The sequence below is a fragment of the Clostridium fermenticellae genome, from assembly GCF_003600355.1.
GTDB classification, from domain to species: Bacteria; Bacillota; Clostridia; order Clostridiales; family Clostridiaceae; genus Clostridium_AV; species Clostridium_AV fermenticellae.
The window spans coordinates 2,547,325-2,573,336 of record NZ_CP032416.1 but is presented as its reverse complement, the minus strand read 5'-3'; the positions used below and the strand labels follow the sequence as shown (position 1 = coordinate 2,573,336).

The following is a 26,012-nucleotide window of genomic DNA, read 5'->3' as shown; positions in this document are numbered from 1 at the left end:
ATAAAACATATTAAATACTTGAAAATTATAAATAAATTTGCTGAAGTTATTCTTTAGAGTATGTAAAATATATTTATTATTTACCGTAAAATCCTTGGAAGTTGGCGGGCATAATTTGAGATATATTGTATTTAAATTTTGAAAAATCGTACAACGAGTATAATAAAGTATAAATAACACTAATCGAGTCATAAAGATCAATGTAATCGTATTCACATGGAAATTTGAAGCTTTATGGCATATAAATATAAAAATTATAATATTGCACCAAAAGGTTATATTACTATAAAATATTTTGCAGAATATTAATCTAGGGGGACAACTTATGCTTAAAAATGTTTTGGATATTTTGTTAGGAGAGCCTCTGGCAAATGAACAGGGAAGCAGTGAAAAATATAATATACCGTTTGGACTTGCAATAATGGCAAGTGATGCCATATCATCTGTCGCATATGGTGCCCAGGAGATTCTTTTTGTTTTAATAGTTTTAGGAGCGTCGGCTTACAAATGGCTAACATGGACTTCATTTATGATCATAGGGCTTTTAATAATACTTACTATTTCATATATTCAAATTATAAGAGCATATCCTCAAGGTGGAGGAGCATATAAGGTAGCAAAGGAAAATATAGGAGCTAAGGCAGGTCTTTCTGCTGGTGCAGGATTAATAATAAGCTATATACTTACAGTTGCTGTTAGTGCCAGTGCTGGTGCAGATGCTATTGTTTCAGCATTTAGCAGTCTTGCGCAGTACAAGGTTGTTTTTGTTGTGTCCATAATTATCATATTAACTATTTTAAATTTGAGGGGTATAAGCGAATCATCAAAGATTTTTGCAATACCTACTTATATATTTATTTTTAGTATGGTTTCTATGATTTTGTACGGGTTATTTAAATATTTTATACTTAATATCCATCCACAACCAATATTTAAAGTGCCGGAGGCTACGGGTGATCTGTCATTATTTTTGATATTAAAGGCATTTTCATCAGGATGTTCGGCATTGACTGGAGTTGAGGCAGTGAGTAATTCTGTGCCGAATTTTAAAGAACCCGGTCAGAGAAATGCGAAAATTGTAATGATACTCTTAGCGGCACTAATATTTTTTATATTTGGAGGTACATCTGTACTTGCAATATTCTACACAGCTGTACCAATAACAAATGGGCCCACAGTTGTATCACAGATAGCATCAGCTATTTTTGGAAGTGGACCAATGTATTATATAATTCAATTTAGTACTGCTGTGATACTTTTAATGGCATGTAATACAGCTTATACTGGTTTTCCAATGCTTATGTATATAGTCGGAAAGGATGGTTTTGCGCCAAGACAATTTACAATAAGAGGAAAGAGATTGAGCTTTTCATTTGGAATTACGGCTTTGTCATGTATAGCATGTATTTTGGTTATCATATTTAAGGCAGATACGCACAGACTTATTCCATTATATGCAGTAGGTGTATTTATATCATTTACCTTGGGGCAGTTTGGAATGGTAAATCACTGGAGAAGAAATAAAGATAACGGGTGGAGGAAGCGAGCTGCCATTAATGGTTTTGGTGCGTTTATAACACTTCTTACAACTGTAATAATTTTAGTTGAAAAGTTTAGAGAAGGAGCATTTATAGTTGTAATACTCATTCCAATAATAATTTTAATTCAGCTTAAAATTAAGGGACATTATAACAAGGTAGCTGATGGACTCAGCATAAGCAGAATAAATTTAAATAAAGTGGATTTTAAGATAAAGTACAAGCATATAGTAATAGTTCCAATAGCAAGCCTGACTAAGGCAACAATAGGAGCACTTCAATATGCACAAAGTATAAGTGATAATGTAATTGCACTTAATATCTCTACGGATAAGGAAGCAATGGAAAAGTTGAAAAAAAGATGGAGTAAGCTTGATACCGATATATCACTTGTTACAAAGTATTCACCATTTAGGGCAGTTGTTACACCACTGTTAAATTATATAGAAGTTGTTGCAAATATGGCAAATGAAAATGAAAAGATAACAGTTGTGGTCCCACAATTTGTTACACATGAGAAATTTGGAGAAATATTACATAACCATACTAGTTTCTTAATTAGGGAAACACTGCTCAGGAATGATAATATAATGGTATCAACTTTTCCGTATCATTTATCAGATGAAAATGTCGATAATAGTTAATTTAAAAGCTTAAATATTATAAATAGGCTCTGTTACAATTATTATATTATGGCAGAACCTATGTTTTTTTGTATAAATAAAGAAAAATAACTAATAATAGAGTATATAAATGATTATAAGATATAGGGGGATAGCTATGCCTAAAAAATTTTTAGATGTTTTATTGGGTGAACCTTTAGCAAATGAACAGGGAAGCAGTGAAAAATATAATGTTCCTTTTGGACTTGCAATAATGGCAAGTGATGCCATATCGTCTGTTGCATATGGTGCCCAGGAAATTCTTTTTGTTTTAATAGTTTTAGGAGCATCGGCTTACAAGTGGCTTACATTAACTTCATTTATGATTATAGGATTACTTGTGATACTTACTATTTCTTATGTTCAGATTATAAGGGCATATCCACAGGGTGGAGGATCATATAAGGTTGCAAAAGAAAATATAGGAGACAAAGCGGGACTTTCTGCTGGTTCAGGACTAATAATAAGTTATATACTTACGGTTGCAGTTAGTGCCAGTGCCGGTGCAGATGCCATTGTTTCGGCATTTAATGGATTGACTCAATATAGGGTGATATTTGTTGTATCAATAATTATTGTCTTAATGATTTTAAACTTAAGGGGGATACGTGATTCATCTAAGATATTTGCGATACCTACTTATATATTCATTTTTAGTATGCTTTTTATGATTCTGTATGGATTGTTTAAATATTTTATACTTAATATTCACCCGCAGCCAATTTATGCTGTGCCGGAGGCCACAGAGGATTTGTCGATATTTCTTATTTTAAAGGCATTTTCTTCTGGATGTTCGGCTTTGACAGGAGTTGAAGCAGTAAGTAATTCTGTGCCGAATTTTAAAGAACCCGGTCAGAGAAATGCGAAAACTGTAATGATACTTTTGGCAATATTAATACTTTGTATATTCGGAGGTACATCTGTACTTGCAATATTTTACACAGCTGTACCAATAACAAATGGACCTACAGTTATATCACAGATAGCATCAGCCATTTTTGGAAGTGGAGTGATGTATTATGTAATTCAGTTCAGTACTGCGGTGATACTTTTAATGGCATGCAATACAGCATATACCGGATTTCCTATGCTTATGTATATAATGGGAAAGGACGGATTTGCACCGAGACAATTTACAATAAGGGGGAAAAGGCTGAGCTTTTCATTTGGAATTGGAGCACTATCGTTGATAGCATGTCTTTTGGTTATCATATTTAAGGCAGATACGCACAGACTTATTCCATTATATGCAGTAGGTGTGTTTATATCATTTACACTGGGGCAGTTTGGAATGGTAAATCACTGGAGAAGGGTTAAAGAAAAAGGCTGGAGGAAACGGGCTGTTATTAATGGCTTTGGCGCATTTGTCACACTCTTTACGACTGTGATAATTTTAGTTGAAAAGTTTAGTGACGGAGCATTTATAGTTGCAATACTTATACCTATGATAATTTATCTTCAGTTAAAGATTAAATCTCATTATAGTAAGGTTGCAGAAGGACTCAGTGTCAGCAATATAAAATTAGAAAAAGTCAACTTTAAGATTAAATACACACACATTGTGATAGTTCCAATAGCGAGTTTAACCAAAGCGACAATAGGAGCGCTCCAATACGCACAAAGCATGAGTGATAATGTAATTGCACTCAATATTTCGACAGATAAAGAAGCAATGGAAAAGTTGAAAAAGAGATGGAGTAAATTAGATACAGATATACTTCTTGTAGCAAGATATTCACCATATAGGACAGTTGTAAATCCCCTGTTAAGAAGTATAGAACTTATTGCAAATTCAGCAGGAGAAAATGAAAAAGTAACAGTTATAGTTCCTCAATTTGTTACGCATGAGAAATTCGGAAATGTTTTGCATAATCATACGGGTTTCCTTATTAGAGAAACATTACTTAGGAATAATAATATTATAGTATGCACTTTTCCATATCATCTACCGAATGATTATCAAAAATAAATACTGAAATTTAATTACTATTAAAATTTTAACAAAAATATATGTAAAAATACTTGATTTATAATGCAAACTGTGATATTATTTAAATGATCTTAAATTAGTGGTAAATAATGTAACACAAATATATTTCAATTGGTACCTAGTATTATAGTATACTGAATCGAGATTTTATTGGTGGGTTATTACAATGAATTTAAGAATAATAAAATTTTGGAGGTATACACTCATGAACGGAACAGTAAAATGGTTTAATTCACAAAAAGGATTTGGATTCATCACAGGAGAAGATGGAAAAGATGTTTTCGTACATTTTTCCCAAATACAAACAGATGGATATAAGACTCTTGAAGAAGGTCAGAAGGTTTCTTTCGAAGTAGTTGAAGGACCAAAAGGACCTCAAGCTGAGAATGTTACAATTCTTTAATTAGTGAAGCTTAACCCCTTGGATATTTTTATTCAAGGGGTTTTGATATTTTCTTAAAAATTTGTCTGTCATTTATATAGGGTTTGTAAATGAAAAGTTAATCCATCCACCGGGAGATGCTGACAAAATATAGGTACAATAAAAGCATTTAATGTACCTATATTTTGTCAGCATCTCCCTTAAGTATAAATTAACTTTAAAATTTCAAACCTTATTAGAGTTTACAAGTAGAAGCTTAGACTTACTAGAAATTTTTTACGTGACGTATTTTGGAAATCCCGGCCTACGCATAAGTTAAGCTTTTATTATGGTGTGACTTTAATAGTAAATTTTTATGAGTCACCTCTTTTAAGGGTGCTTATAATTGGAATATAAGAAGTGTTTAATCTTAATTAAGAAAAGATTTTAAGCTTGGGAACTTTCAGGAGATTCATCCTCTAATGAATCTATATATTTGAGGATTAATTCCTTTAAATTTAGAACATCTCTCATTTCATAATAGCCGGATTTTTTATAAATGAAGTTTACGGCACTAATTGCTCCAACCGTAAAAGCTTTTCTAGAAAAAGATTCATGGCTTATCTCTATTTTATCATGTTCACCGACTATGAGAACTTCATGCTTTCCTACTATGTCTCCTGCACGTATAGAGCTTATAGGGATGACCTTATCTTGAATTCCTGATGAGTTAAGACCAAGTTCTATTTCAGAGGATAATTTTAGAGCTGTACCTGAAGGTGAGTCTTTTTTTGTTTTATGATGCATCTCTATAATTTCAAAATCGTAGTTATTGAGTATAGAAGCTGCAATATTACTTAGCATCATTATCACATTTACACCTAAAGTGATATTTGGGGCATAGACTATGCCATTTTTAAATTCACGAGATATGTTTTTGAGTTTTTCAATATCTTTATCTGTAAAACCAGTAGTACCTATTACTATATTTACTTTCATATTTGATAATGTAACTGCATTCTTTATAGCTGCTTTTGAGCTTGAAAAGTCGAGCATGATATCTGGTTTTGTTTTAAAGATTGTAGCTTCAAGTTCATCAGAAGTGGTTATTTTAATCTCTGCTTTTTTATTACCAAGAAACTCCGATAAATCCATTCCTTTTTTTTGACTATTTGGACTACAAACTGCGGCAACCAAAGTCATATTATCTTGCTGTAAAATACTCTCCGCAATATACTTTCCTGTTTTACCTAAACCTATTAACCCTACTTTAATCAAATAAAATTACCTCCCTTTTATGATTTTTTTGTTACTAACAACTTTATTATATCACTAAAGTTGTTATATGTCATTATTAGTTAATGTACATCAGAGATTTAGCACCTAAATTCCAGTAAAAATTTTATTTTTACTGGAATTGTATCCAATTACATTTATTTAAAGAGCTGGTAAGCACGGAGACCGTTAGGTCAAAAAAATAATTATAATACCTCTTTACCCCGATAAATTTATATAATCAATTTCCAGTTTTAATTTTGAATTATGTCTTTCCAAATATAGGGTTATTCCAATTATCTTCTATAGTAAATCTTTCATCTTTTATATCTTCAATAATATCCATTTGAAGCATATTCTTTTCTCTAAAACCCCTTATACACCTAAAAAAGTATAACTGCATTAAATTAAATGCTATTATTATAAACATTAAAACTGTTTCTACGCCCGTAGGGCTATGAAGAAAACAGTGATCTAAATGCCATTCCGTCTTCAGTTGATGAAATATATTATTTTCAATGTCCCATCTTTTATGCATTATCTTCCACAGGCTTTCTACTGATGTAAATTTATCTGTTGTTATGATCCATCCTTCTTTAATCTCTATTCTGTCTCCAGTATGAATTTCTTCCACAAACCTCAAGAACCTTACTTTTATATCCTTATCAGACATTTCAAAATTATCATCTTCCCATGCCTTAATCTTTGTGTAGATATTTGTATTTTTTCTTACAATCCAGTTCTTATCTGCCTCACGGCATTTAAATAAAGCTAATGCGTCTTTTACAATGTGAAGACGTTCATCTTTTACTCTAACTACAGCATTCATTCCTATAGAGAGTACTTCTTTTATCCATGTAGCATTACAATACAAAGCATCAGCTACAATGATATCCGCAAAGTGATGATATTTTTTATACAGCTTTTTAATTAAACGTTTGCCGGCAGTAATTTCTCCTTCATCTTTACCTGAACTATCTTTTTGGGGTTCAAGCATTTCCTGATCTAAAACAATATGTGGATCACAACCAACCATTGCACAAACTACTGATCTGTGAAAATGATGCGTTATACCATTTTTATCAACCCTTGTAAGGCAGTTGTTACAAGATTTTTTAATACTGTCAAATAGTTCTACACCATCTATGGCAGCTACCTTTAAACCATCTATAGTACCATTTCTAAATACTTTATTCTTCGCAGTAGTTTTTATTATGTGCTTGTTGATATTTTTTAAGCCATCAAGATCAAAATCATTCAAGAAACGCCTAACGGCGTCAATGCGTAGCATTTTAGTATTTTTAGGTAATACCTTTTTAAATTTATTCTTTTCAATCCAATGTTCTAATCTATTGAAACTTCTTATTTGAAGCATGAATCCAAATAATACTACGAAAGCTATTGTTGAAACTTTTGCTGGAGATTTTATTATTTTATTTTTTAAACTATTGATTTTTCACCTATATCATATACCCTGTTAATATAAGTGAGTAGCTGTTTCAAATAACTTTTACTCATTTTATCAGCATCCTTTTATTTTTAGTTTTTAGCAAAACCATTATAAAAAGGATGCTTTTATTATGCAAATTTTTTCCGTATAATTTCCAGTAAAAATCGGAATCTGTTAATTCTACTGTAAATATTCATAAGACTTTATAATTCAAAGGACTACCATCCTAAAAATTTTTTAAGTGCTAAACTTCTGAATGTACATAATTTTCAAGTATCCATAAAATTTCGACTTTTAAGTATTATAGGATTTATGAATGAAAGCTTACGTATAACTTAAGCTTGGAATTACAAACCTTATAATGAATAGACAAAATACATACTGTTATCATTAAATATTATTTAATAAATTTAGGTTTACATGTAATAAATAATATTTTATACTTTCTCTAGGATCTTATGTTAAAGGAAGTACTAGAAAAATAATAAAAAACAATAGGTGATATTATATGGATTATAAAAAATTAGTTTATAAAGCTTTTGAGGGAAGAAAAAATGCTTACGCTCCATATTCAAATTTTAAGGTAGGAGCAGCTGTGTTAGCTGAAGATGATAAGATTTATACAGGTTGTAATATTGAAAATGCTTCCTATGGTGCAACAAATTGTGCAGAAAGGACAGCGATATTTAAAGCTGTATCAGAGGGTAATAGGACTATAAAAGCTATTGCAATTGTTGGCGTAGAAAATAATTATACTTTTCCATGTGGGATTTGCAGGCAGGTTATAGCTGAATTTGCTTTAAAGGATGCAGAGATAATAATTGGAAAAGGTGAGGATGAGTATTTAATTAAAACTTTGGAAGAATTATTACCAGGAGCCTTTACAAAAGAAGACTTGGATAGATAGTATAGAGCTTACAAGTCTAAACTTATATAAAAAAGTAATATATTATTAATTAGTATTTGGAGGGAAATTGATCATGAATATAGCTGGGATGATTGATCATACATTATTAAAAGCGGATGCAACTAAGAGAGAAATTTTAAAATTGATTGGGGAAGCAAAAAAGTATAATTTTGCTTCAGTATGCGTAAATCCTACATGGGTTAAGCTGGCAAGTGAGAATTTGGCAGAAAGTAAAGTTAAAGTATGTACGGTTATAGGATTTCCTTTGGGATCAAATACGACTGAAACAAAAGTTTTCGAAGCTAAAGATGCAATAAAAAATGGTGCACAGGAAATTGATATGGTTATAAACATCGGAGAGTTAAAGGATAAGAATTATGCATATGTAGAAAATGATATAAAGTCTGTTGCTAAAGCTGCGAATGGAAAGGCAATTGTAAAAGTTATTATAGAAACTTGTCTTTTGAGCGATGATGAGGAGATTAAAGTGTGTAGGATATCAAAGAAAGCAGGAGCAGATTTTGTCAAAACATCTACAGGATTTTCAACATATGGTGCAAAAGTTAATGATGTCAGGCTTATGCGTGAGGCGGTAGGAAATGATATGGGAGTTAAAGCATCTGGTGGAATTCATACTAGGAAGGAAGCTTTAGATATGATAGAAGCTGGGGCAAATCGCATAGGTACAAGTGCAGGAATGTCGATTATGTCTGAGTAAATTTTATAGTTTTTACAGCAGCCACCATTAATCTAATTATATAATTTAGGAGGAATTTTGATGGAGAAATTTAAAAGAATACATGTTATAGTTATGGATTCTGTCGGAATAGGAGAGGCACCAGACTCAAGGAAATTTGGTGATCTTGGAGTCAATACTTTGGCACATATTGCAGAAAAAAGGAATGGACTTAACATACCTAACATGGAATCTATGGGATTGTCAAATATATATAAAATAAAAGGTGTAAAAAAAGCAAAGCATCCAAAGGCTTACTTTACAAAAATGCAGGAAGCTTCTCACGGTAAGGATACTATGACAGGGCACTGGGAAATGATGGGACTATATATTGATAAACCATTTAAGGTTTTTCCAAATGGATTTCCAGAAGAACTTATAAAAAAGATTGAAGATTTTTCGGGAAGAAAGGTTATAGCAAACAGGCCGGCTAGTGGAACAGAAATAATAAAGGAACTTGGAGAAAGGCAGCTTAAAACTGGTGAACTTATAGTATATACTTCTGCAGACTCTGTTCTTCAGATTGCTGCACATGAAGAAATTATAACACTTGATGAACTTTATAGGATATGTAAGTATTGCCGCAGTATAACGCTTGATGAACCATATAAATTAGGAAGAATAATTGCAAGACCGTTTGTTGGAAAAACCAAGGATACGTTTAAGAGAACTTCGAATAGACATGATTATGCACTAAAACCCTTTGCTGAAACGGTGTTGAATTATCTAAAAGATGCAGGATTTGGTTCTATTGCTATTGGAAAGATCAGAGATATATTTGATGGTGAAGGAATTACAAAAGCCATTAGGATTAAATCAAATATGGATGGTATGGATAAGTTTATCAAGCTTCTAGATGATGATTTTCATGGACTAAGTTTTACTAATTTGGTTGATTTTGATGCGGCTTATGGTCATAGGCGTGATCCAATCGGATACGGTAATGCAATAGAAGAATTCGATGAAAGACTTACTGAGGTCATGGAAAAAATGAGGGAAGATGATTTACTTATAATTACAGCAGATCATGGTAATGATCCAACATATACCGGGACAGATCATACACGTGAATATGTGCCTCTACTTGTTTATTCAAAGAAATTTAAAGAAGGTAAAGACATAGGAATACGTAAAACTTTTTCCGATATAGGAGCAACGATATCAGATAATTTTGATATTAAGATGCCTGAGCATGGTCAAAGCTTTTTACGAGAATTGATATAAAGGTGGGATGCCAGAATGAGAATGGTAGATATAATTGATAAGAAAAGGGAAGGTCATGAATTGACCACCGAGGAAATTAGATTTTTTATAAAAGGTTATACCGACGGAGAGATTCCTGATTATCAGGCAAGCGCCCTTGCAATGGCAATTTATTTTAGAGATATGACTGATCGTGAAATGGCGGATATTACTATGGCTATGGTTAAATCAGGAGAAGCTATTGATCTTTCAGCAATTGATGGTATAAAAGTAGATAAACATTCAACAGGAGGAGTTGGTGACACAACAACACTCGTACTTGCACCAATGGTTGCATCTGTAGGAGTACCTGTAGCTAAAATGTCAGGCCGTGGGCTTGGCCATACAGGTGGAACTATTGATAAACTTGAATCAATAAATGGATTTCATGTTGAACTCACAAAAAAACAATTTATTGACCTTGTAAATAAAAGCAAGGTGGCTGTTATGGGGCAGACTGGCAATTTGACACCAGCAGATAAAAAATTATATGCGCTTCGGGATGTAACTGGAACTGTAAATTCAATTCCATTGATTGCAAGTTCGATAATGAGTAAGAAAATTGCAGCAGGAGCCAATGCAATAGTACTTGATGTTAAAAAGGGTGCAGGTGCATTTATGAAGACAGAAGAGGATTCAGAAAGACTTGCACATGCCATGGTTAAAATAGGCAATAATGTTGGAAGAAAAACTATGGCAATAATATCAGATATGTCGCAGCCTTTAGGATTTGCTATAGGAAATGCTCTAGAGGTAAAGGAAGCTATTGATACATTGAGGGGAGAAGGACCGGAGGATTTAACGGAGCTTGTTTTAACTCTTGGCAGTCAAATGGTTGTACTTGGGAAAAAAGCAAAAACATTAGAGGAAGCAAGAATAAAATTATGTGAAGCAATAAAAAGTGGCAGGGCATTAGAGAAATTCAAGGAATTTCTTAAAAATCAGGGAGGAGATCCATCAGTTGTGGACAATCCTGAAAAATTACCACAGGCAAAATATAAAATTGATGTTCCTGCAAAGATAAGTGGTTATGTTTCAAATATGGTAGCTGATCAGATTGGTATAGCAGCAATGCTTTTGGGCGCAGGAAGATCCACTAAAGAAGACAAGATTGATTTGGCTGTAGGAATAGTTTTAAATAAAAAAGTTGGAGATAAGGTAAAGAAAGACGAGTTACTTGTGACTATTTACTCAGATCGTGAAAATGTAGAAGATGTAAAGAATAAGGTTTATGAGAATATAACTATAAGTGATTATGCAGAAAAACCAGTTTTGATCCATAAAATTATTACGGAATAAACAGCTTCAAGCTTGTATTTAGAAAATTTAAGCAGATTATATATACCCCCAAGGTTAGACATATATAACCTGCTAAAATTTTCTAGAATACTTTATTAAGACTATGGAAAACTCTTTAAATGTACTACAGTAATGCTTCCATACATCTATAAGTTGAATACTAAAATATAATTGAAGGAAATTTTTAGAGATTTATTCTACTTTTCTCCGCATCTAATTAATAGGTCATTCCACTTTTTATCAACATTTGCTTGTATATCCGCAATCAAAGGTTCATTTCCTTTTTTGAATAGATGTTTAAATCTTTTTTGTGGTTTTAGAAACTCTTCAATTGGAAGTTTTGTCTTTGGCTTATAGGAAAGTTTCCATTCTCCATTAATAACCTCAAATAAAGGCCAATAACAAGTTTCAACAGCCAATCTGCAAATTTCCATAATATCTTCTGTTTTATAACGCCATCCACGAGGACATGGTGCTAACACATTAAGAAATGCTGCTCCCTTTGTGTAAATAGCTTTCTCAGCCTTTTCATGAAGATCTTTAAAATTTCCTATAAATGTTGTTTGAGCAACATAAGGAATTTCGTGAGCAGCTATAACTTGTGTTAAATCTTTTCTAAACTGTTTTTTTCCTGAACTTTCTGAGCCTACTGGTGTTGTTGTAGTATCAGCATATTTTGGCGTAGCTGAGGATCTCTGAATACCTGTATTCATATAAGCTTCATTGTCATAACAAACATAAACCATGTCATGACCTCTTTCCATTGCAGCAGAAAGAGATTGAAAACCGATATCATAAGTACCACCATCTCCACCAAATGCAATGAATTTATGATCCTCATCAATTTTTCCTTTTCTTTTTAAAGCAATATAAGCTGCCTCCGCACCACTTATAGTTGCACCTGCATTTTCAAATGCACTGTGAATAAAAGAATCTTTCCATGCTGTATAAGGATATAAGTTAGTTGAAACTTCAAGACATCCTGTTGCACTTGCAATAATGGCATGATCTTCTGCTTTAAGTGCTCTAAGTACTCCTCTTACGGCAATAGGAGCACCACATCCGGCACACATTCTATGACCACCAGTTAATCTTTCTGGTTTATTCATTTCTTCCTTAAAATTATAACTCATTATATTACACCTCCTATTCCCTAACTCCTAAATATCTATATACTTCTCCAGTTTGTCCATTTTGACATATTTGAGCTAAATCATTATATACACTCTCGATATCATTTGTTCTTACGTCTCTTCCACCAAGACCGTAAATATAGTTTACAATCATAGGCTTTTCTTTAGCATCATAAAGAGCAGATCTTACTTCGGCAAATAGTGGACCACCTGCTGCTGAGAAACCTTCAGCTTTATCCATTACAGCAATAGCCTTAACATGTTGAAGTGCTTTTGCTATTTCTTCCATTGGAAATGGCCTGAAAATCCTTATTTTTAATAATCCTACTTTTTTGCCTTTAGCTCTCATTGAATCTATAGCAGCTTTTGCAGTTCCTGCAGTAGAATTTATAACTACAATTGCGAGCTCTGCGTCTTCCAGTTTATATGTATCGAATAAACCATATTTTCTACCCGTCAATTTTTCAAATTCTTCTGCTACTTGAAGGATTACATTTTTAGCATTCTTCATAGCTTCTGCCTGATTTCTTTTATGCTCTATATAATAAGCAACTGTATCATACGGTCCGATAGAAATAGGTCTCTTAGTATTAAGCATATAATCTTCTGGTGTATATTGACCCACGAAAGCTTTAACTTTTTCATCTTCAATAAGCTCTATATTTTCAACTGCATGACTTGTTATAAATCCATCTTGACATACCATTACTGGCAGTTGAACATCTTTGTGCTCACCTACTCTAACTGCTTGTATAAAATTATCATAAGCTTCTTGATTACTTTCACTGTAAATTTGAATCCAACCAGTATCTCTAGCTCCCATTGAGTCACTATGATCATTATTTATATTAATAGGTCCTGTAAGTGCACGGTTAACACAGGATAAAGTAATTGGTAATCTGGCAGATGCTGCTACGTACAGCATTTCCCACATTAATGCTAAACCACAAGAAGATGTTGCTGTCATAGTTCTTGCTCCTGCTGCTTCTGAACCGATACATGCAGACATTGCACTATGTTCTGATTCAACAGGTACAAATTCTGTTCCTACTTTTCCATTTGCAACATATTGTGAAAAATATTGTGGTATTTCCGTTGAAGGTGTTATAGGAAAAGCTGCTACAACGTCTGGATTAATTTGCTTCATAGCAATAGCAACAGCCTCATTACCGGATAATCTTTCTCTAATAGCCATTATATCACTCCTCTACTTTTCATCTTTAACAAAGTCAATTGCATCAAAAGGACATGCTTTTACGCAAATACCACAGCCTTTACAATGCTCAAAATCAAATTCTGCGCGTTTACCATCTTTAACTGGAATTGAAGCGTCAGGACATACTGGAACACAGAGCAAACATTGTTTACAATTTTCAGCTTTAAAAACAGGTTTCATTGTTCTCCAATCACCAGTATTAAAATGCTGTGCACTTCCACTTTCATATATTACACCACCTGGAGTTATGTCCTTCCACGTAATGTTCTCATCAATTATTTTGCCTTCTTTTGTTCTCATATTCCTTTCACCTCCTTCATAGATCTTTTTAATGCCTCCATATTTCCATTGAGGACTTCTGGTTTCGTCGCAAACTTATGGGCAAAGGATGCTTCCATATCTTTAATAAAAGCTTCTTCATCCATAATTCCACTTACTTTTACAACTGCACCCAGCATTGGTGTGTTAGGAAAGTTTTTCCCTAAGGCTTCTTCAGAAATCTTTCCTGCAGCTATTGTGCAAACCTTTCCTTTATAACCTCTTAAGTGCTTTTTTATCTCTTCCGGTGATTTCTTTGTATTAATAACAATTGCACCGTTTTCTTTAAGTCCTGCTGTAACATCAACAGATTCTAACAGTGATTCATCAACTACAACTACATAATCTGGTTCATAGATATTAGAGTGCACTGTTAATTTTTCAGTACTTATTCTGTTATAAGCAGTAATTGGTGCACCCATTCTTTCAGGACCATATTCAGGAAATCCCTGAACGTAGCAGCCTGTATTAAATGCAGCATCTGCCAGCAGCAATGATGCAGTCTTAGCTCCTTGCCCACCACGGCCATGCCAGCGAATTTCAATTAATTTAGACATTTTAAATCCTCCTTTTATCATTTTACTAAATATTATAGCAATTGCCATGCCAAAGGATAAATCCTTCGTTTTTTCTAATATTTTATTGTTTTTCATGTAAATTTGTTATAAAAAATGTTATAATCATTGTTATAATTAAAAATAATGTTGTAAAAGTGGTGGCGCAATGGAATTTAAAGATTTATTGACTAATGATGTTATAAAAGATATATTAGACAACTGTAATGATGGAGTTAACATTGTGAATACTAATGGACAGCTTATTTTTTCTAATAATATATCTGCTTCTTATGTTAATACACAGCCAGAGTCCATGATTGGTAGAATGATAACTGACTTTTATCCTAAAGCTGTATTGCTTCCTGTACTAAAACATAAACATTCAATTCATGATAAAAAAATTCATCAAGTTGGCGATAGAAAATATATGGTTAATTCTTTTCCCATATTCATTAAAGGTGAATTTGCTGGTGCTTATTCAATTTTTAAAAGTGTTAATGATATTGATGCTCTTAATAAAAAAATAAAATCATTAGAATTACAACTTGAGCTAAATTCAATTGAATCAGATCCTATGTCCATTATTGGTAAGGATGGTTCTTTGGAAAAGGTACTGAGATCTGCCAAGAGAACAGTTGGATCACTTGCAGGTCCAAGACATTCTATTATAATTGGTGAGTCCGGAACAGGAAAAACCATGCTGGCAAAAATGATTTACAGCTATGCTGTCAAATTAGGAGTCCTAGATAAAAATGCTCCATTTGTAGAAATTAATTGCGCTCAATATACAAATTCAGATATAGCAGCAGTTGAAATTTTTGGATCCGAGCAGGGTGCTTATACTGGATCTAAGCAGAAAAGAGGACTTTTTGAGCAAGCCAATGGAGGTATATTATTTTTAGATGAAGCTCATGCATTAGAGCAGTATCAAAACATTCTATTAAAAGCTATAGAATCTGGTAAAATAAGACGAATCGGTGGATCGAAAGAAATTAATGTTGATGTAATTATTATTGCTGCATCAACCAAAAACCTTAAAGATGAACTATTACCAGAATTATACCAAAGACTTGCACAATATGAGCTGATTTTACCTTCACTCGCAGATCGAAGCCTGGATGAGAAAATAGATTTACTTAATCACTTTGTAAAAAAATACGAAGATGCTGTAATGCTTCATAATAATATTAAATATAAAGTTGTTTTAAATCCTTCATGCCGGGATATACTACTCAAAGCACATTATCCTCGAAACATAAGACAAATGAGAGATGTTATAAACTTAAGTATTGATGCAGCGTCTCCTCTTATTTCAGAAATTCACGATGGTAAAGAAATAGTAACTAAAGTGGAATTAGAACATTTACCCTTTGAGCTTTTTGATGATAACAATCTTAATAAACAAGATAGCATTGAAAATAACACAATTAATAGTTATATTGGCAGTATAATTGATGAACTTAGCTGCCAGGGTTTAGGTCCTAGAAAGATTTCAAAATGTCTTGAAGAAAAGGGGTACAATATTGAATATTATAAAGTTGCCTACTATATGAAAAGAAAAAAAGGCCAATGTTGAAGTATGCCTGTCAATGGATATAAAGATAAACTATGCATATATTGCGTATTAAGCATTGTTGCTATAAGGACAAACTTAACTCACACCGCAGAGGTATACTCACAAACTTCGGCACCCTAAAAAAGTTTTAACATCTCTAGGCTCTCCTTTTAAAAATTTAAGCAGATTATATAAACTCGCTTTGCTCAAACATATATAATCTACTAAAATTTTTCTAAAAGACTTCGCCAGGAGATGTAAAAAACTTTTTAGATGTGCCTTCAGTTTCCAGGTATACCCCTGCGGTGTGAGTTAAGTTTGTCCTTATAAGCTAATATTTAAACCAGGTTATATGCTTAATAAGCGAAATATCACCTTCAAGGGTTCTAGGGCGATTAGCCCTTGTAATTTATACTATAATTACAATTTTAAACATATATTGAAGTAATTAAAAAATCTGAATAAGATCATATTTTAAATGATATCCGGGACTTTAAGGTTTTTCACAGCACTTCGTCAAAATTTATAGAAAAAGTTTTAAATGTGTCTTCAGTTTTACAGTACTCCACTACGTAAAAATTTTACTTATGTTTGCAATAAATTGTTTAATGCGATATTCTATATTTTTAATTGATTTGGAATTTTATGAATGGTAATCCCCCGAATAATATAATCCCGGAGGGATATTTTAAACTTATGGGAGTTACAAAAAATAGCATATCTATTTTCATAACAGATTTAAATTTAAATGTGAGTTTTACTATATACCCGGGAAGTTAATATCCTAATAATTAAATTAGTACAGTCATTACTATAACTTAAAGAAGGAAGACTGTAAGCCTTCAAACCCGTTAGGGTGCTCTGTTATTCTTGTGAAGGGCAGGTTATTTTAATTTTAGATATATTTAATCTTTTACCGGGAAAAATTTCGTTATTTATTATAACTTCTGTAATTTTGAAATATCCCTCCGGGATTAATGTTATATATACAAGGACTACGTCCGTAAAACCTTTATAAAGAGAATACAATCATGGAGATTATAATATAAGTTGACAAATACTATTGCAAGAAAATGAGTGAGATTATATATGATTTATATTTAAATGGAGTAGAGGACTTTTAAATCAATATGGCTATCGCCATAAACCCTTAAAGGCGAAATTATTTTATTGAGCATTTGATTTATAATTTATAAGGACAAACTTAACTCACACCGCAGGGGTATACTTGGAAACTGAAGGCACATCTAAAAAGTTTTTTACATCTCTTGGCGAAGTCTTTTAGAAAAATTTTAGTAGATTATATATGTTTGAGCAAAGCGAGTTTATATAATCTGCTTAAATTTTTAAAAGACAAGCTTAGAGATGTTAAAACTTTTTTAGGGTGCCGAAGTTTGTGAGTATACCTCTGCGGTGTGAGTTGAGTTTGTCCTTATAACCATATATCTATGATCAATGCTTAATACGCAATATATGCATATTATAAACTAATTAGCTGTTGAGCAAATAATTTAGAGTGTTCAATTTTATCATCTGTTATGAATGTAGATTTATAGCCAGGATCTCTTTCAGCAAGCATTCCAATATATTTTAATTGAGAGTGCTTACAGTATCTTTTGATGCCTTCTTCAAATAAATCGGCTCCTTTTTCTGGCCTGTATCCACAGGTTGTTATAATAGCTAACTTTTTGCCTTTCCAGAGAGAAGGACCTTTCTCATCACCATAATACTTGTTCATTCCATATACTAAACGGTCTAACATTGATTTCATAGGTGGTGTACAGTACCAGGAGTAAATGGGTGTAGCTAAAATAATGACATCACAATCACATATTTTATCAAAAATTTCCTGCATATCATCTGAATATCTGCATCCAAAAATTGTCCAGTCTTTTTGGCAGTTCCGGCAGGCAATACAAGGCTCAATATGTTTATCATAAAGCCAAATTAAATCATATTTAATTTTATGAAGTTCAAGTTCTTCAGTAAATGGTTTTAATAATTTAGATGTATTTCCACTTTTACGTGGGCTTCCCATAAGAATACAATATTTCATTTTATGCCTCCTGTTTATAAACATTCATGTAAAATATACATTAAAAATTAATGTTTGCAGTGGAGTATAGTGCTGCTTTTCCACTTATTTTTACTCTTTCTCCTTGATAATTACAATATAATATTCCACCTCTTGGAGATGATTGATAGGCAACTAATTTATTCTTCTTCAATCTTTTAGCCCAAAATGGAATAATGTGACAGTGACCTGAACCACATACTGGATCTTCTGGTACATTACATTTTGGTGCAAATGATCTGGATACACAATCAAATTCCTTACCTCTGGCTGTAACATGTAAAAGCAATCCATCTAATGAATTGATCTTTTCTTGATTTGGATTTAAATTTCTAACTTCTTCTTCGGATTTAAGAATGCAGAGCAAATCTCTTCCTATATAAACTTCTAGAGGTCTGACTCCTATGGCTTCAACGATTGTATTTGTTATATCTACTTTTTTTAAATCATATGCTGGAAAGTCCATTTCAAGAAGATCACCTTTTTTTACAACTGCTAAAAGTCCACTAAGTGTCTTAAAATGAACTTCAGTTGTGTGAGATTCAATGAATTTAGTTATAACGTATGCTGTTGCTAGAGTGGCATGTCCGCATAAATCAATTTCGCCACCAGGAGTGAACCATCTTAATTTATAAGCTGATCCTTCTTTTACAGCAAAAGCTGTTTCCGATAGACAGTTCTCTATTGTTATCTTCATCATAATTTCATCAGGAAGCCATTTATCCATAACACACACTGCTGCAGGATTTCCTTCAAACACTTTATCCGAAAAAGCATCTACTACATACTGCCTCATTTTAATCTCCCCCTTAATCAATATAAATTCTATTTTTTACCTACAATATATATTAAGAAAATTATAGCATTTGAATTATATGAGTTCAATGCTATAGGGTTTGTAATTCCAAGCTTAATTTATGCTCCGGCCGGGATTTCCAAAATACGTCACGTAAAAAATTTCTAGTAAGTCTAAGCTTGCATTCATAAAAATCTAGGCGGATTATATAAACTCGCTTTGCTCAGACATATATAATCCACTAAGATTTTTAAGAACGCTTCGCTAAGACTTACTACAAAATTTTTTAATGTTCCTAAATTTTAGAAACCCCGGCCGGAGCATAAGTTAAGATTTCGTTTATAAACCCTAAAAGTTTGTAGTTAAATTTATGGTATAATATTTACAAACTAGATTGAGGAGAATTATTTGTATATGAGAAGAGAATATATAAGTTATCCACAGGATATACCAGTTTTAATATCATGTGTAAATGTAACCGAGTATCCAATTCATTGGCACAATTCTATAGAAATACTATATGTACTCAAGGGAAATTTTTATATAACAATAGATTCGGATAAGTATGAACTTGTTGAACGTGATATAGAAATAGTAAATATAGATGAAGCACACAGTGTATTTGCAAGAGAAAAAGATAATTTGTTACTTATATTTCACATAGATCCTAATTTTTTTGAAAAGTACTATAGTGATATTCAAAATATGTTTTTCTATACTAATATGACTGATGACAATGGCCAAGTTGGAGAAGAATATGATGAGCTCAGAATACTTCTTTCTATGATAATATGTGAAGCTGTGCAAAAGCAGGATAATTATGATGAAGAAATTGAAGATATACTTGTAAAAATACTATACCATCTTATAAATAATTTTCACTACCTTACAAATAGTATGGAGGACATTGGTGAAAATGAAGAGATACTTGAGAGATATCACAGAATTATAAAGTATATTTTTAATAACTATAATGATAATATAACACTTCAGAAAATAGCTGAAAAAGAATTTTTGAGTACGCATTATTTATCACATGGTATTAAGGATACAACAGGTTACAGTTTTACGGATCTGCTTAATTTAACGAGAGCAGATGAAGCAATAAAACTTTTACTTGATACAGATAAGACAATATCTGAAATATCAGAGGAGGTTGGTTTTTCACATACAAGATATTTTAATAAGCATTTTAAGATACATTTTAAATCATCGCCATCACAATTTAGAAAAAAGTATAAAGTTGATCAGGATACTTTTGAAGATCAAAAGAAAATAAGATTCATTGAACTTTCAAAGGCATTTGAATTTATAAGTTATTATCTTGAGGATTACGACAGATTTAATTATGAAGACAAAATCACAAAGATATATTTAAATATGGAAAATACTATTGGAGAATTTTATAAAGGGTTCAAAAAAATAATAAATGTCGGAGATGCTTTTGATCTTTTAATTGAAGACAACAAAGACATACTTAGGAATATACAGGTGGAAATTGGATTTAAATGTGCAAGAGTACTAAATGTATTTAGTCATGATATGGGGGTATTTAAGGAATCAAAATTTTATAATTGGAATCGTGTTTGCGATGTATTTGAATTTCTAGATAGTATTGGATTAAATATACTTATAGTAATTGATCAAGAATTTACAGCTAACGAGTTTAAAATTGTATTGAACTCTTTTTTAAGTTATTTTAATGAAATTGAAGGTATAGATTTTGATTCTTTTAAGTTTCAATTTTCGTCGAGGGTTGATGATGAATATGAAAGTGAGATAAGTGAATTTTTGCTTGATTATTATAAATTTGATTTTATAAAAGATAAATTCGTATTGGAGGATAATATAAATTTTATATATGATACGGCATATATGCTGCCTTTTACAATTGATAGTACAATAAATAAAAACAGAAATATGGATGTATTAAGAGCATTTGATGTTTTAGATAATCAGGTCAATCTGACAAATGAGGTGTTTTTTGGATATCCGGGGTTTATAAATGATAAGAAGATAAAAAAACCATTGTATTATGCATATTTTTTAATGAATAAACTTGGAGATACTCTAGTTGATAAAAACGATAACTATATAGTGACTAAGAGTAATAAGGAATATCAAATTTTGCTTTTTAGCTATCATGAAGATATAGATAATTTTAATCTTCCTGAAAATTTTTCTAAATTTAGAGGCAGTAAAAATATAACTGAAAAGAAGTTTTCGCTCAACATTGTTGGTGTGCATTCTGATGTTAGGGTAATAACTTATGAGATAAATGAAAAGGTTGGATCATCATATAATTACTGGATAGATATGGGTAAACCTAAAAGATTAAGTAAAGAAGAAAAGGAAATACTCCATAAAGCATCTTTTCCACGAATACATTTTAGAAGCATAAAGAAAAGTACAGTGCTTAATATAAGAACTAGGATTCAAGGTTATGGAGCCGTACTGATAGTAATAAAAGAGGTATAAATAAGTAAAAAAACTGTTTTTTTCTGCTCTTTTTATAAAAAACAAGAAATACCAGTATAGCATATTGGTACTTTTTTATCGGCATTTTAGTTAATGAAATTCACTCTCAATAAATATTATAATTAATTATAAGTTAAATGTTGCTTCTAAGATTAAGAAATTGAGGTGAATTTATGGGAGCAGATGAAAATACTTTTACAAATCAGCGGATAGGTAACCTGCTTTTTAAATTTGCTGTTCCAGCTATACTTTCACTTCTGGCAAATGAATTGTATAATATGGTGAGTACAGTGTTTGCTGGAAGATATATAGGAGCAAATGCTATAGGAGCTCTTACAGTTGAATTTCCTATACAGAGATTTTTTATAGCTCTGGGTCTGCTTATAGCTATTGGAACATCAACATATACAGCGAGGATGATAGGTCAGAAAAATATTATTGAGTTAAAAAAGATAATAGTGAATTCTTTTACTTTAACCTTAATTTCTCTGATATTTATTTCAGGTTTAGTTTTTATATTTAGGAATCCTATTCTTTTTGCGCTTGGTGCAAGTCAAGAGACATATTATATGGCAAACACTTATGTATCAATTGTACTTTTTGGAACTGTATTTCAAGCTTTATCTGTTGTTGCATGTTATATAATGGTGTCATTTGGTCAAACTAAAATGATGCTTTATACAGATTTGATAAGTGTATCAATCAACATTGTAATTAACTATATTCTAGTAACTGTTATGGGAATGGGAATAGAAGGCAGTGCGATCGCGGTAGTAATTACCCAGGTAGTTTCTCTTATATTTGTATCATCAAAATTTATAAATATAAATAGAAAACTTAAAATAAGAATTTCGGATAAGTTTATTTTGGAATCTATAGACATTGATACTTTAAATGAAATAATTATTGGTGGATTTTCTACATTTGTGGTTGAAATTTCAGATGCAGTTGTATCGGCAGTACTTAATAATCTTCTGTACGCAACAGGTGGAGATTCAGCAATAATAATTGTCGGAATAGTAGCAAAAATTTCAATGTTCTTATATATTACGATGATAGGTATAAGTTATGGTATGCAGCCTATAGTTGGTTACAATTTTGGTGCAGGAAATTATAAGAAGGTCAAAGAAACTTTAAAAGTATCACTTAAATATGTTGTTATAATATCTTCTATATTCTGGGCAGTATTTGTATATTTTTCAAATGACATAATAGGATTTTTCTTAAAAGATAATGTTCTTTTAGGTCAAACCGTGAGTGCATTTAAGATATGTGCTTTGATGTTTCCTCTGCTTGGAATTTACTATATAATAATGTATTATTATCAGGCAATAGGTGAGGCAAAGAAAAGTTTTCTTTTGTCAATATATAGAGAAATGTTAGTTTTTATACCTTTAGCAATATTTCTCACTAAAGTTTTTGGAGTAAAAGGTGCAGTGATAGCATATCCGATAACGGATGTACTTGTCATAATAACTTCTGTGCACTTTATAAGGAAAGCACTAAAGGAAAGATTTGAAGAAAATAATATTGTACGTGATTTTAAACGTGACGCATATAACAATATTTAAATTAAAGTTTCCCGAATCAATCATATTCAAATTAAATGGATGAACCGGGAAATTTTTATTATTTAATTTTCAACATATGATTGAAAATTAAAATTATACTTGTCATAATATATCATAACATATATGGGATTTATAAATGAAAGCTTAAGTTATACTCCAGTTGACATTTTCAAAATTCGCCACCTAAAAAATTTTTTAATGTGCCTACATTTTGGAAATGTCAGCTTACGTATAACTTAAGCTTGGAATTACAAACCCTATAGTCAAAAGATATCAATTAAAAGTTCAGGAGATGAAATTATGAAAAATGTGGTTAAGGTTAGGAAGGTAATACTGGGAGATGGTATTCCTAAAATCGCAGTACCGTTTATGGGAAAAACTGATGAGGAATTAATAGGTGATATTAATATTTTAAAGACAGTTAAACTTGATATTGTTGAATGGAGAATGGATTATTACGAGGATGTAGAGAATATTGAAAAGGTAAAAAACATTTTATCTAAAATTAGAATTAAGTTAGAAGATATACCATTATTAGTGACTTTTAGAACAGCTAAAGAGGGAGGAGAAAGGGAAATTACTCCAGAGTATTATTCTGAACTAAATAAGGCTATAGTGGCAACTAAAAATGCAGATTTGATTGATATTGAATTGTTTACAGTCAATTTTGAAGTGATAAAAGATATAGTTTGTGAAGCACATAAAAATGGAGTGAAGGTTATTATGTCAAATCATGATTTCGGTAAAACTCCATCTAAAGATGAGATTGTAAGTAGATTATCTAAAATGCAGGATCTTGGGGCAGATATTCCTAAAATCGCAGTTATGCCATCTAATCCTGATGATGTAATTGAACTTTTAAGTGCTACTAATGAGATGAGACGTGATCATGATAGAACACCAGTTATAACTATGTCAATGGGAGGTTTAGGTGTAATAAGCCGTGTGGCAGGGGAAGTTTTTGGGTCTGCGCTTACTTTTGGATCAGCTAAGAAAGCATCTGCTCCAGGACAATTACAGGCAGATGAATTATATAAAATACTTAAACTTATAACAATGACCAAATAATAAAATACAAATATAAAAAATGCAGAACACCTTTTTATTATAAAGTGGTGTTTTGTTGATTAACTGATTTAAAGCATTTATAATGATTACAAACAGTGTAAAATTTTATCTTAGGAGGATATCTTATAATATGATAGATATAAAAATAGATGACAGGTTTAAAGATATGTGTAAAGAAGTAAGTCTCGGGTATATATATGCAAAAGTTAAGGTTTCTGATAGCCCTGATGAATTATTAAAAGAACTTCAAAATGCATGTGATGAATTAAATAATAATTTTTCAATTACGGATGTCTCGAAGATACCACAGATTAAATATGGAAGAAATGTTTATAAGACAACTGGAAAGGATCCGAGTAGATATAGGCTGGCAGCTGAGGCACTTGTGAGAAGGGTGCTTAAGGGAAAGGGTATATATAATGTAAACAATATTGTGGATATTAACAATTTGATATCATTAAAATATTTTTATTCTATTGGAACTTATGATTTAGATAAACTTAAAGAACCAGTTTTATTTACGGTGGGAGATGAAGGTGATAGTTATAATGGTATTGGAAGAGGAAGCATAAATTTATCTAATTTGCCTGTTATGTCGGATTCTATTGGAAAATTTGGAAGCCCAACAATTGATTCCGAAAGAACAATGGTAACGAAAGATACGAGGAATATGCTTATGTGCCTATTCTTTTTCAAATATACTGACGATGATGCTAAATATTTGGAGTATATATCAGAACTATTAAAAAAATATGCATCTGCTGAGATAATTGAAACCAAAATAATAAAGTGAAAATATAAATATTCTTTTTACATATACTATGTTTAAAGTTTATTTAACTGGAGGAATATATGATTATGATGGGAAAACATGATAATAAAAAAGAAATCTTTTTAAACGATATAAAAGATGGCGAAAATATGACGATATCTTTGATGGTACAAAAGGTAATATTTAGGGATAATTGCAAGATAGCTTGTGTACTATCAGATAAAAGCGGAGATATAAAGGCAGATATTCCGAATAAAAATGATGATATTTCTGAAGGAACTGTTATAAAGGTTGAATGTGTTAAAAATAGGATACTTAATGTAGAAGAGTATGAATTGATATCTGACTATGAAATTTCAGATTATCTTCCAACAGTAGATAGGCCTATTGAAGAAATTATGAATGATATTGAATTCTATACAGATAAATACATTGTATCAACTCAAGCCAAGGCCTTGAATGATTATTTTTTTAAGGATGTCGTATTTCTAGATAAGTTCAAAAGAGGAATAGGTGGAGTATCTATGCATCATAGCTATATTGGAGGACTTGCAGAGCATACACTTAATGTTATGTATCTTACAATAATGCTGTGCGAGAGATACAATTGCAGGAGAACAGAAATAGCTGTACTTTCGGCTAAGCTTCATGATATAGGTAAAATATATGAGCTATATTATGATGGACCTTTTAGATACACATTAAGAGGAGAGATGGAAGGACATATTGTAATTGGTACAGAACTTATAGATGAGGCGATAAAAGAAAACCCGGAAATTTACAGTGAAGATTTTGTTACAAGAGTTAAAGGATGTGTTGTTCAGCATCATGGAAAACTTGAGTATGGTTCACCAAGAGAAACGAATATGGAAGAGTCTTTTATATTAAATTATGCCGATTCCATAGACGCGTCTATGAATAAAATAGCTCAAATGAAGGCTAAAACGGAGAGTGGCAGCTGGTCGGCTTTTGATAAAAAAATAGGAACTAGATTATATTTATAACATACACCAA

21 protein-coding genes are annotated in these 26,012 nt (G+C 31.6%); 13 read left to right on the top strand and 8 right to left on the bottom strand.

The window, feature by feature from the left end; all coding sequences use genetic code 11:
* The first annotated feature begins 325 nt into the window (after positions 1-325).
* The 3 genes from D4Z93_RS11875 (at position 326) to D4Z93_RS11865 (ending at position 4,593) form a co-directional block, all read left to right on the top strand.
* Complete coding sequence (locus D4Z93_RS11875) at positions 326-2,182, top strand: APC family permease (protein WP_119973782.1); 1,857 nt, start codon at positions 326-328, stop codon at positions 2,180-2,182.
* A gap of 136 nt (positions 2,183-2,318) precedes the next feature.
* On the top strand, positions 2,319-4,169 hold the full coding sequence (locus D4Z93_RS11870; protein ID WP_119973781.1) for an APC family permease: 1,851 nt from the start codon (positions 2,319-2,321) through the stop codon (positions 4,167-4,169).
* Positions 4,170-4,395: 226 nt separating this feature from the next.
* Positions 4,396-4,593: a cold-shock protein gene (locus D4Z93_RS11865; RefSeq protein WP_119973779.1), complete on the top strand. Its 198-nt coding sequence runs from the start codon at positions 4,396-4,398 to the stop codon at positions 4,591-4,593.
* Between the two features lie 405 nt (positions 4,594-4,998).
* On the opposite strand, the gene dapB is transcribed toward D4Z93_RS11865, so the two are convergent.
* On the bottom strand, positions 4,999-5,829 hold the full coding sequence (dapB, locus tag D4Z93_RS11860; protein WP_119973777.1) for a 4-hydroxy-tetrahydrodipicolinate reductase: 831 nt from the start codon (positions 5,827-5,829) through the stop codon (positions 4,999-5,001).
* 262 nt (positions 5,830-6,091) lie between these two features.
* Positions 6,092-7,201: a transposase gene (locus tag D4Z93_RS13360; RefSeq protein WP_243105945.1), complete on the bottom strand. Its 1,110-nt coding sequence runs from the start codon at positions 7,199-7,201 to the stop codon at positions 6,092-6,094.
* A 583-nt stretch (positions 7,202-7,784) separates the two neighbouring features.
* Between D4Z93_RS13360 and D4Z93_RS11850 the strand changes: the two genes are divergently transcribed.
* The 4 genes from D4Z93_RS11850 to D4Z93_RS11835 all read left to right on the top strand — a co-directional run bounded on the left by D4Z93_RS11850 (position 7,785) and on the right by D4Z93_RS11835 (position 11,460).
* Positions 7,785-8,183, top strand: a complete 399-nt coding sequence (locus D4Z93_RS11850; protein WP_119973776.1) for a cytidine deaminase — start codon at positions 7,785-7,787, stop codon at positions 8,181-8,183.
* Positions 8,184-8,256: 73 nt separating this feature from the next.
* Positions 8,257-8,901: a deoxyribose-phosphate aldolase gene (gene deoC, locus D4Z93_RS11845; RefSeq protein WP_119973774.1), complete on the top strand. Its 645-nt coding sequence runs from the start codon at positions 8,257-8,259 to the stop codon at positions 8,899-8,901.
* 60 nt (positions 8,902-8,961) lie between these two features.
* A complete protein-coding gene (gene deoB / locus D4Z93_RS11840) occupies positions 8,962-10,143 on the top strand; it encodes a phosphopentomutase (protein WP_119973773.1) in 1,182 nt (393 codons plus the stop codon).
* A 15-nt stretch (positions 10,144-10,158) separates the two neighbouring features.
* The gene (locus D4Z93_RS11835; RefSeq protein WP_119973771.1) at positions 10,159-11,460 is read left to right on the top strand and encodes a pyrimidine-nucleoside phosphorylase; all 1,302 of its coding nucleotides are present in this window, start codon (positions 10,159-10,161) and stop codon (positions 11,458-11,460) included.
* Positions 11,461-11,657: 197 nt separating this feature from the next.
* Here D4Z93_RS11835 and D4Z93_RS11830 read toward each other — a convergent pair whose 3' ends face one another.
* The 4 genes from D4Z93_RS11830 to D4Z93_RS11815 are packed head-to-tail and all read right to left on the bottom strand — an operon-like array spanning position 11,658 to position 14,684.
* Positions 11,658-12,593, bottom strand: a complete 936-nt coding sequence (locus tag D4Z93_RS11830; RefSeq protein WP_119973769.1) for a thiamine pyrophosphate-dependent enzyme — start codon at positions 12,591-12,593, stop codon at positions 11,658-11,660.
* A gap of 13 nt (positions 12,594-12,606) precedes the next feature.
* Positions 12,607-13,788: a pyruvate ferredoxin oxidoreductase gene (porA, locus tag D4Z93_RS11825; RefSeq protein WP_119973767.1), complete on the bottom strand. Its 1,182-nt coding sequence runs from the start codon at positions 13,786-13,788 to the stop codon at positions 12,607-12,609.
* A 12-nt stretch (positions 13,789-13,800) separates the two neighbouring features.
* Positions 13,801-14,109, bottom strand: a complete 309-nt coding sequence (locus D4Z93_RS11820; protein ID WP_119973765.1) for a 4Fe-4S dicluster domain-containing protein — start codon at positions 14,107-14,109, stop codon at positions 13,801-13,803.
* Positions 14,106-14,684 carry a 2-oxoacid:acceptor oxidoreductase family protein gene (locus D4Z93_RS11815; RefSeq protein ID WP_119973763.1) on the bottom strand — a complete coding sequence of 193 codons (579 nt, stop codon included), beginning with the start codon at positions 14,682-14,684 and terminating at the stop codon, positions 14,106-14,108. The genes D4Z93_RS11820 and D4Z93_RS11815 overlap by 4 nt, the downstream gene beginning before the upstream one ends.
* Before the next feature lie 166 nt (positions 14,685-14,850).
* On the opposite strand from D4Z93_RS11815, the gene D4Z93_RS11810 reads away from it, so the two are divergent.
* Positions 14,851-16,260, top strand: coding sequence for a sigma 54-interacting transcriptional regulator (locus tag D4Z93_RS11810; RefSeq protein ID WP_119973761.1), 1,410 nt, complete (start codon positions 14,851-14,853; stop codon positions 16,258-16,260).
* Between the two features lie 1,459 nt (positions 16,261-17,719).
* Here D4Z93_RS11810 and D4Z93_RS11805 read toward each other — a convergent pair.
* Positions 17,720-18,295: a flavodoxin family protein gene (locus D4Z93_RS11805; protein WP_119973760.1), complete on the bottom strand. Its 576-nt coding sequence runs from the start codon at positions 18,293-18,295 to the stop codon at positions 17,720-17,722.
* 40 nt (positions 18,296-18,335) lie between these two features.
* Positions 18,336-19,109: a PhzF family phenazine biosynthesis protein gene (locus D4Z93_RS11800; RefSeq protein ID WP_119973758.1), complete on the bottom strand. Its 774-nt coding sequence runs from the start codon at positions 19,107-19,109 to the stop codon at positions 18,336-18,338.
* Positions 19,110-19,523: 414 nt separating this feature from the next.
* Between D4Z93_RS11800 and D4Z93_RS11795 the strand changes: the two genes are divergently transcribed.
* The 5 genes from D4Z93_RS11795 (at position 19,524) to D4Z93_RS11775 (ending at position 26,002) form a co-directional block, all read left to right on the top strand.
* Complete coding sequence (locus D4Z93_RS11795; RefSeq protein WP_119973756.1) at positions 19,524-21,587, top strand: helix-turn-helix domain-containing protein; 2,064 nt, start codon at positions 19,524-19,526, stop codon at positions 21,585-21,587.
* 173 nt (positions 21,588-21,760) lie between these two features.
* The gene (locus tag D4Z93_RS11790) at positions 21,761-23,158 is read left to right on the top strand and encodes an MATE family efflux transporter (RefSeq protein WP_119973755.1); all 1,398 of its coding nucleotides are present in this window, start codon (positions 21,761-21,763) and stop codon (positions 23,156-23,158) included.
* Positions 23,159-23,458: 300 nt separating this feature from the next.
* On the top strand, positions 23,459-24,226 hold the full coding sequence (aroD, locus tag D4Z93_RS11785; protein WP_119973753.1) for a type I 3-dehydroquinate dehydratase: 768 nt from the start codon (positions 23,459-23,461) through the stop codon (positions 24,224-24,226).
* 130 nt (positions 24,227-24,356) lie between these two features.
* Complete coding sequence (locus tag D4Z93_RS11780; protein ID WP_119973751.1) at positions 24,357-25,019, top strand: B3/B4 domain-containing protein; 663 nt, start codon at positions 24,357-24,359, stop codon at positions 25,017-25,019.
* 59 nt (positions 25,020-25,078) lie between these two features.
* Entirely contained in the window at positions 25,079-26,002 is a 924-nt protein-coding gene (locus D4Z93_RS11775; RefSeq protein WP_423243033.1) for an HD domain-containing protein, read from the top strand.
* The last annotated feature ends 10 nt before the right edge of the window (positions 26,003-26,012 follow it).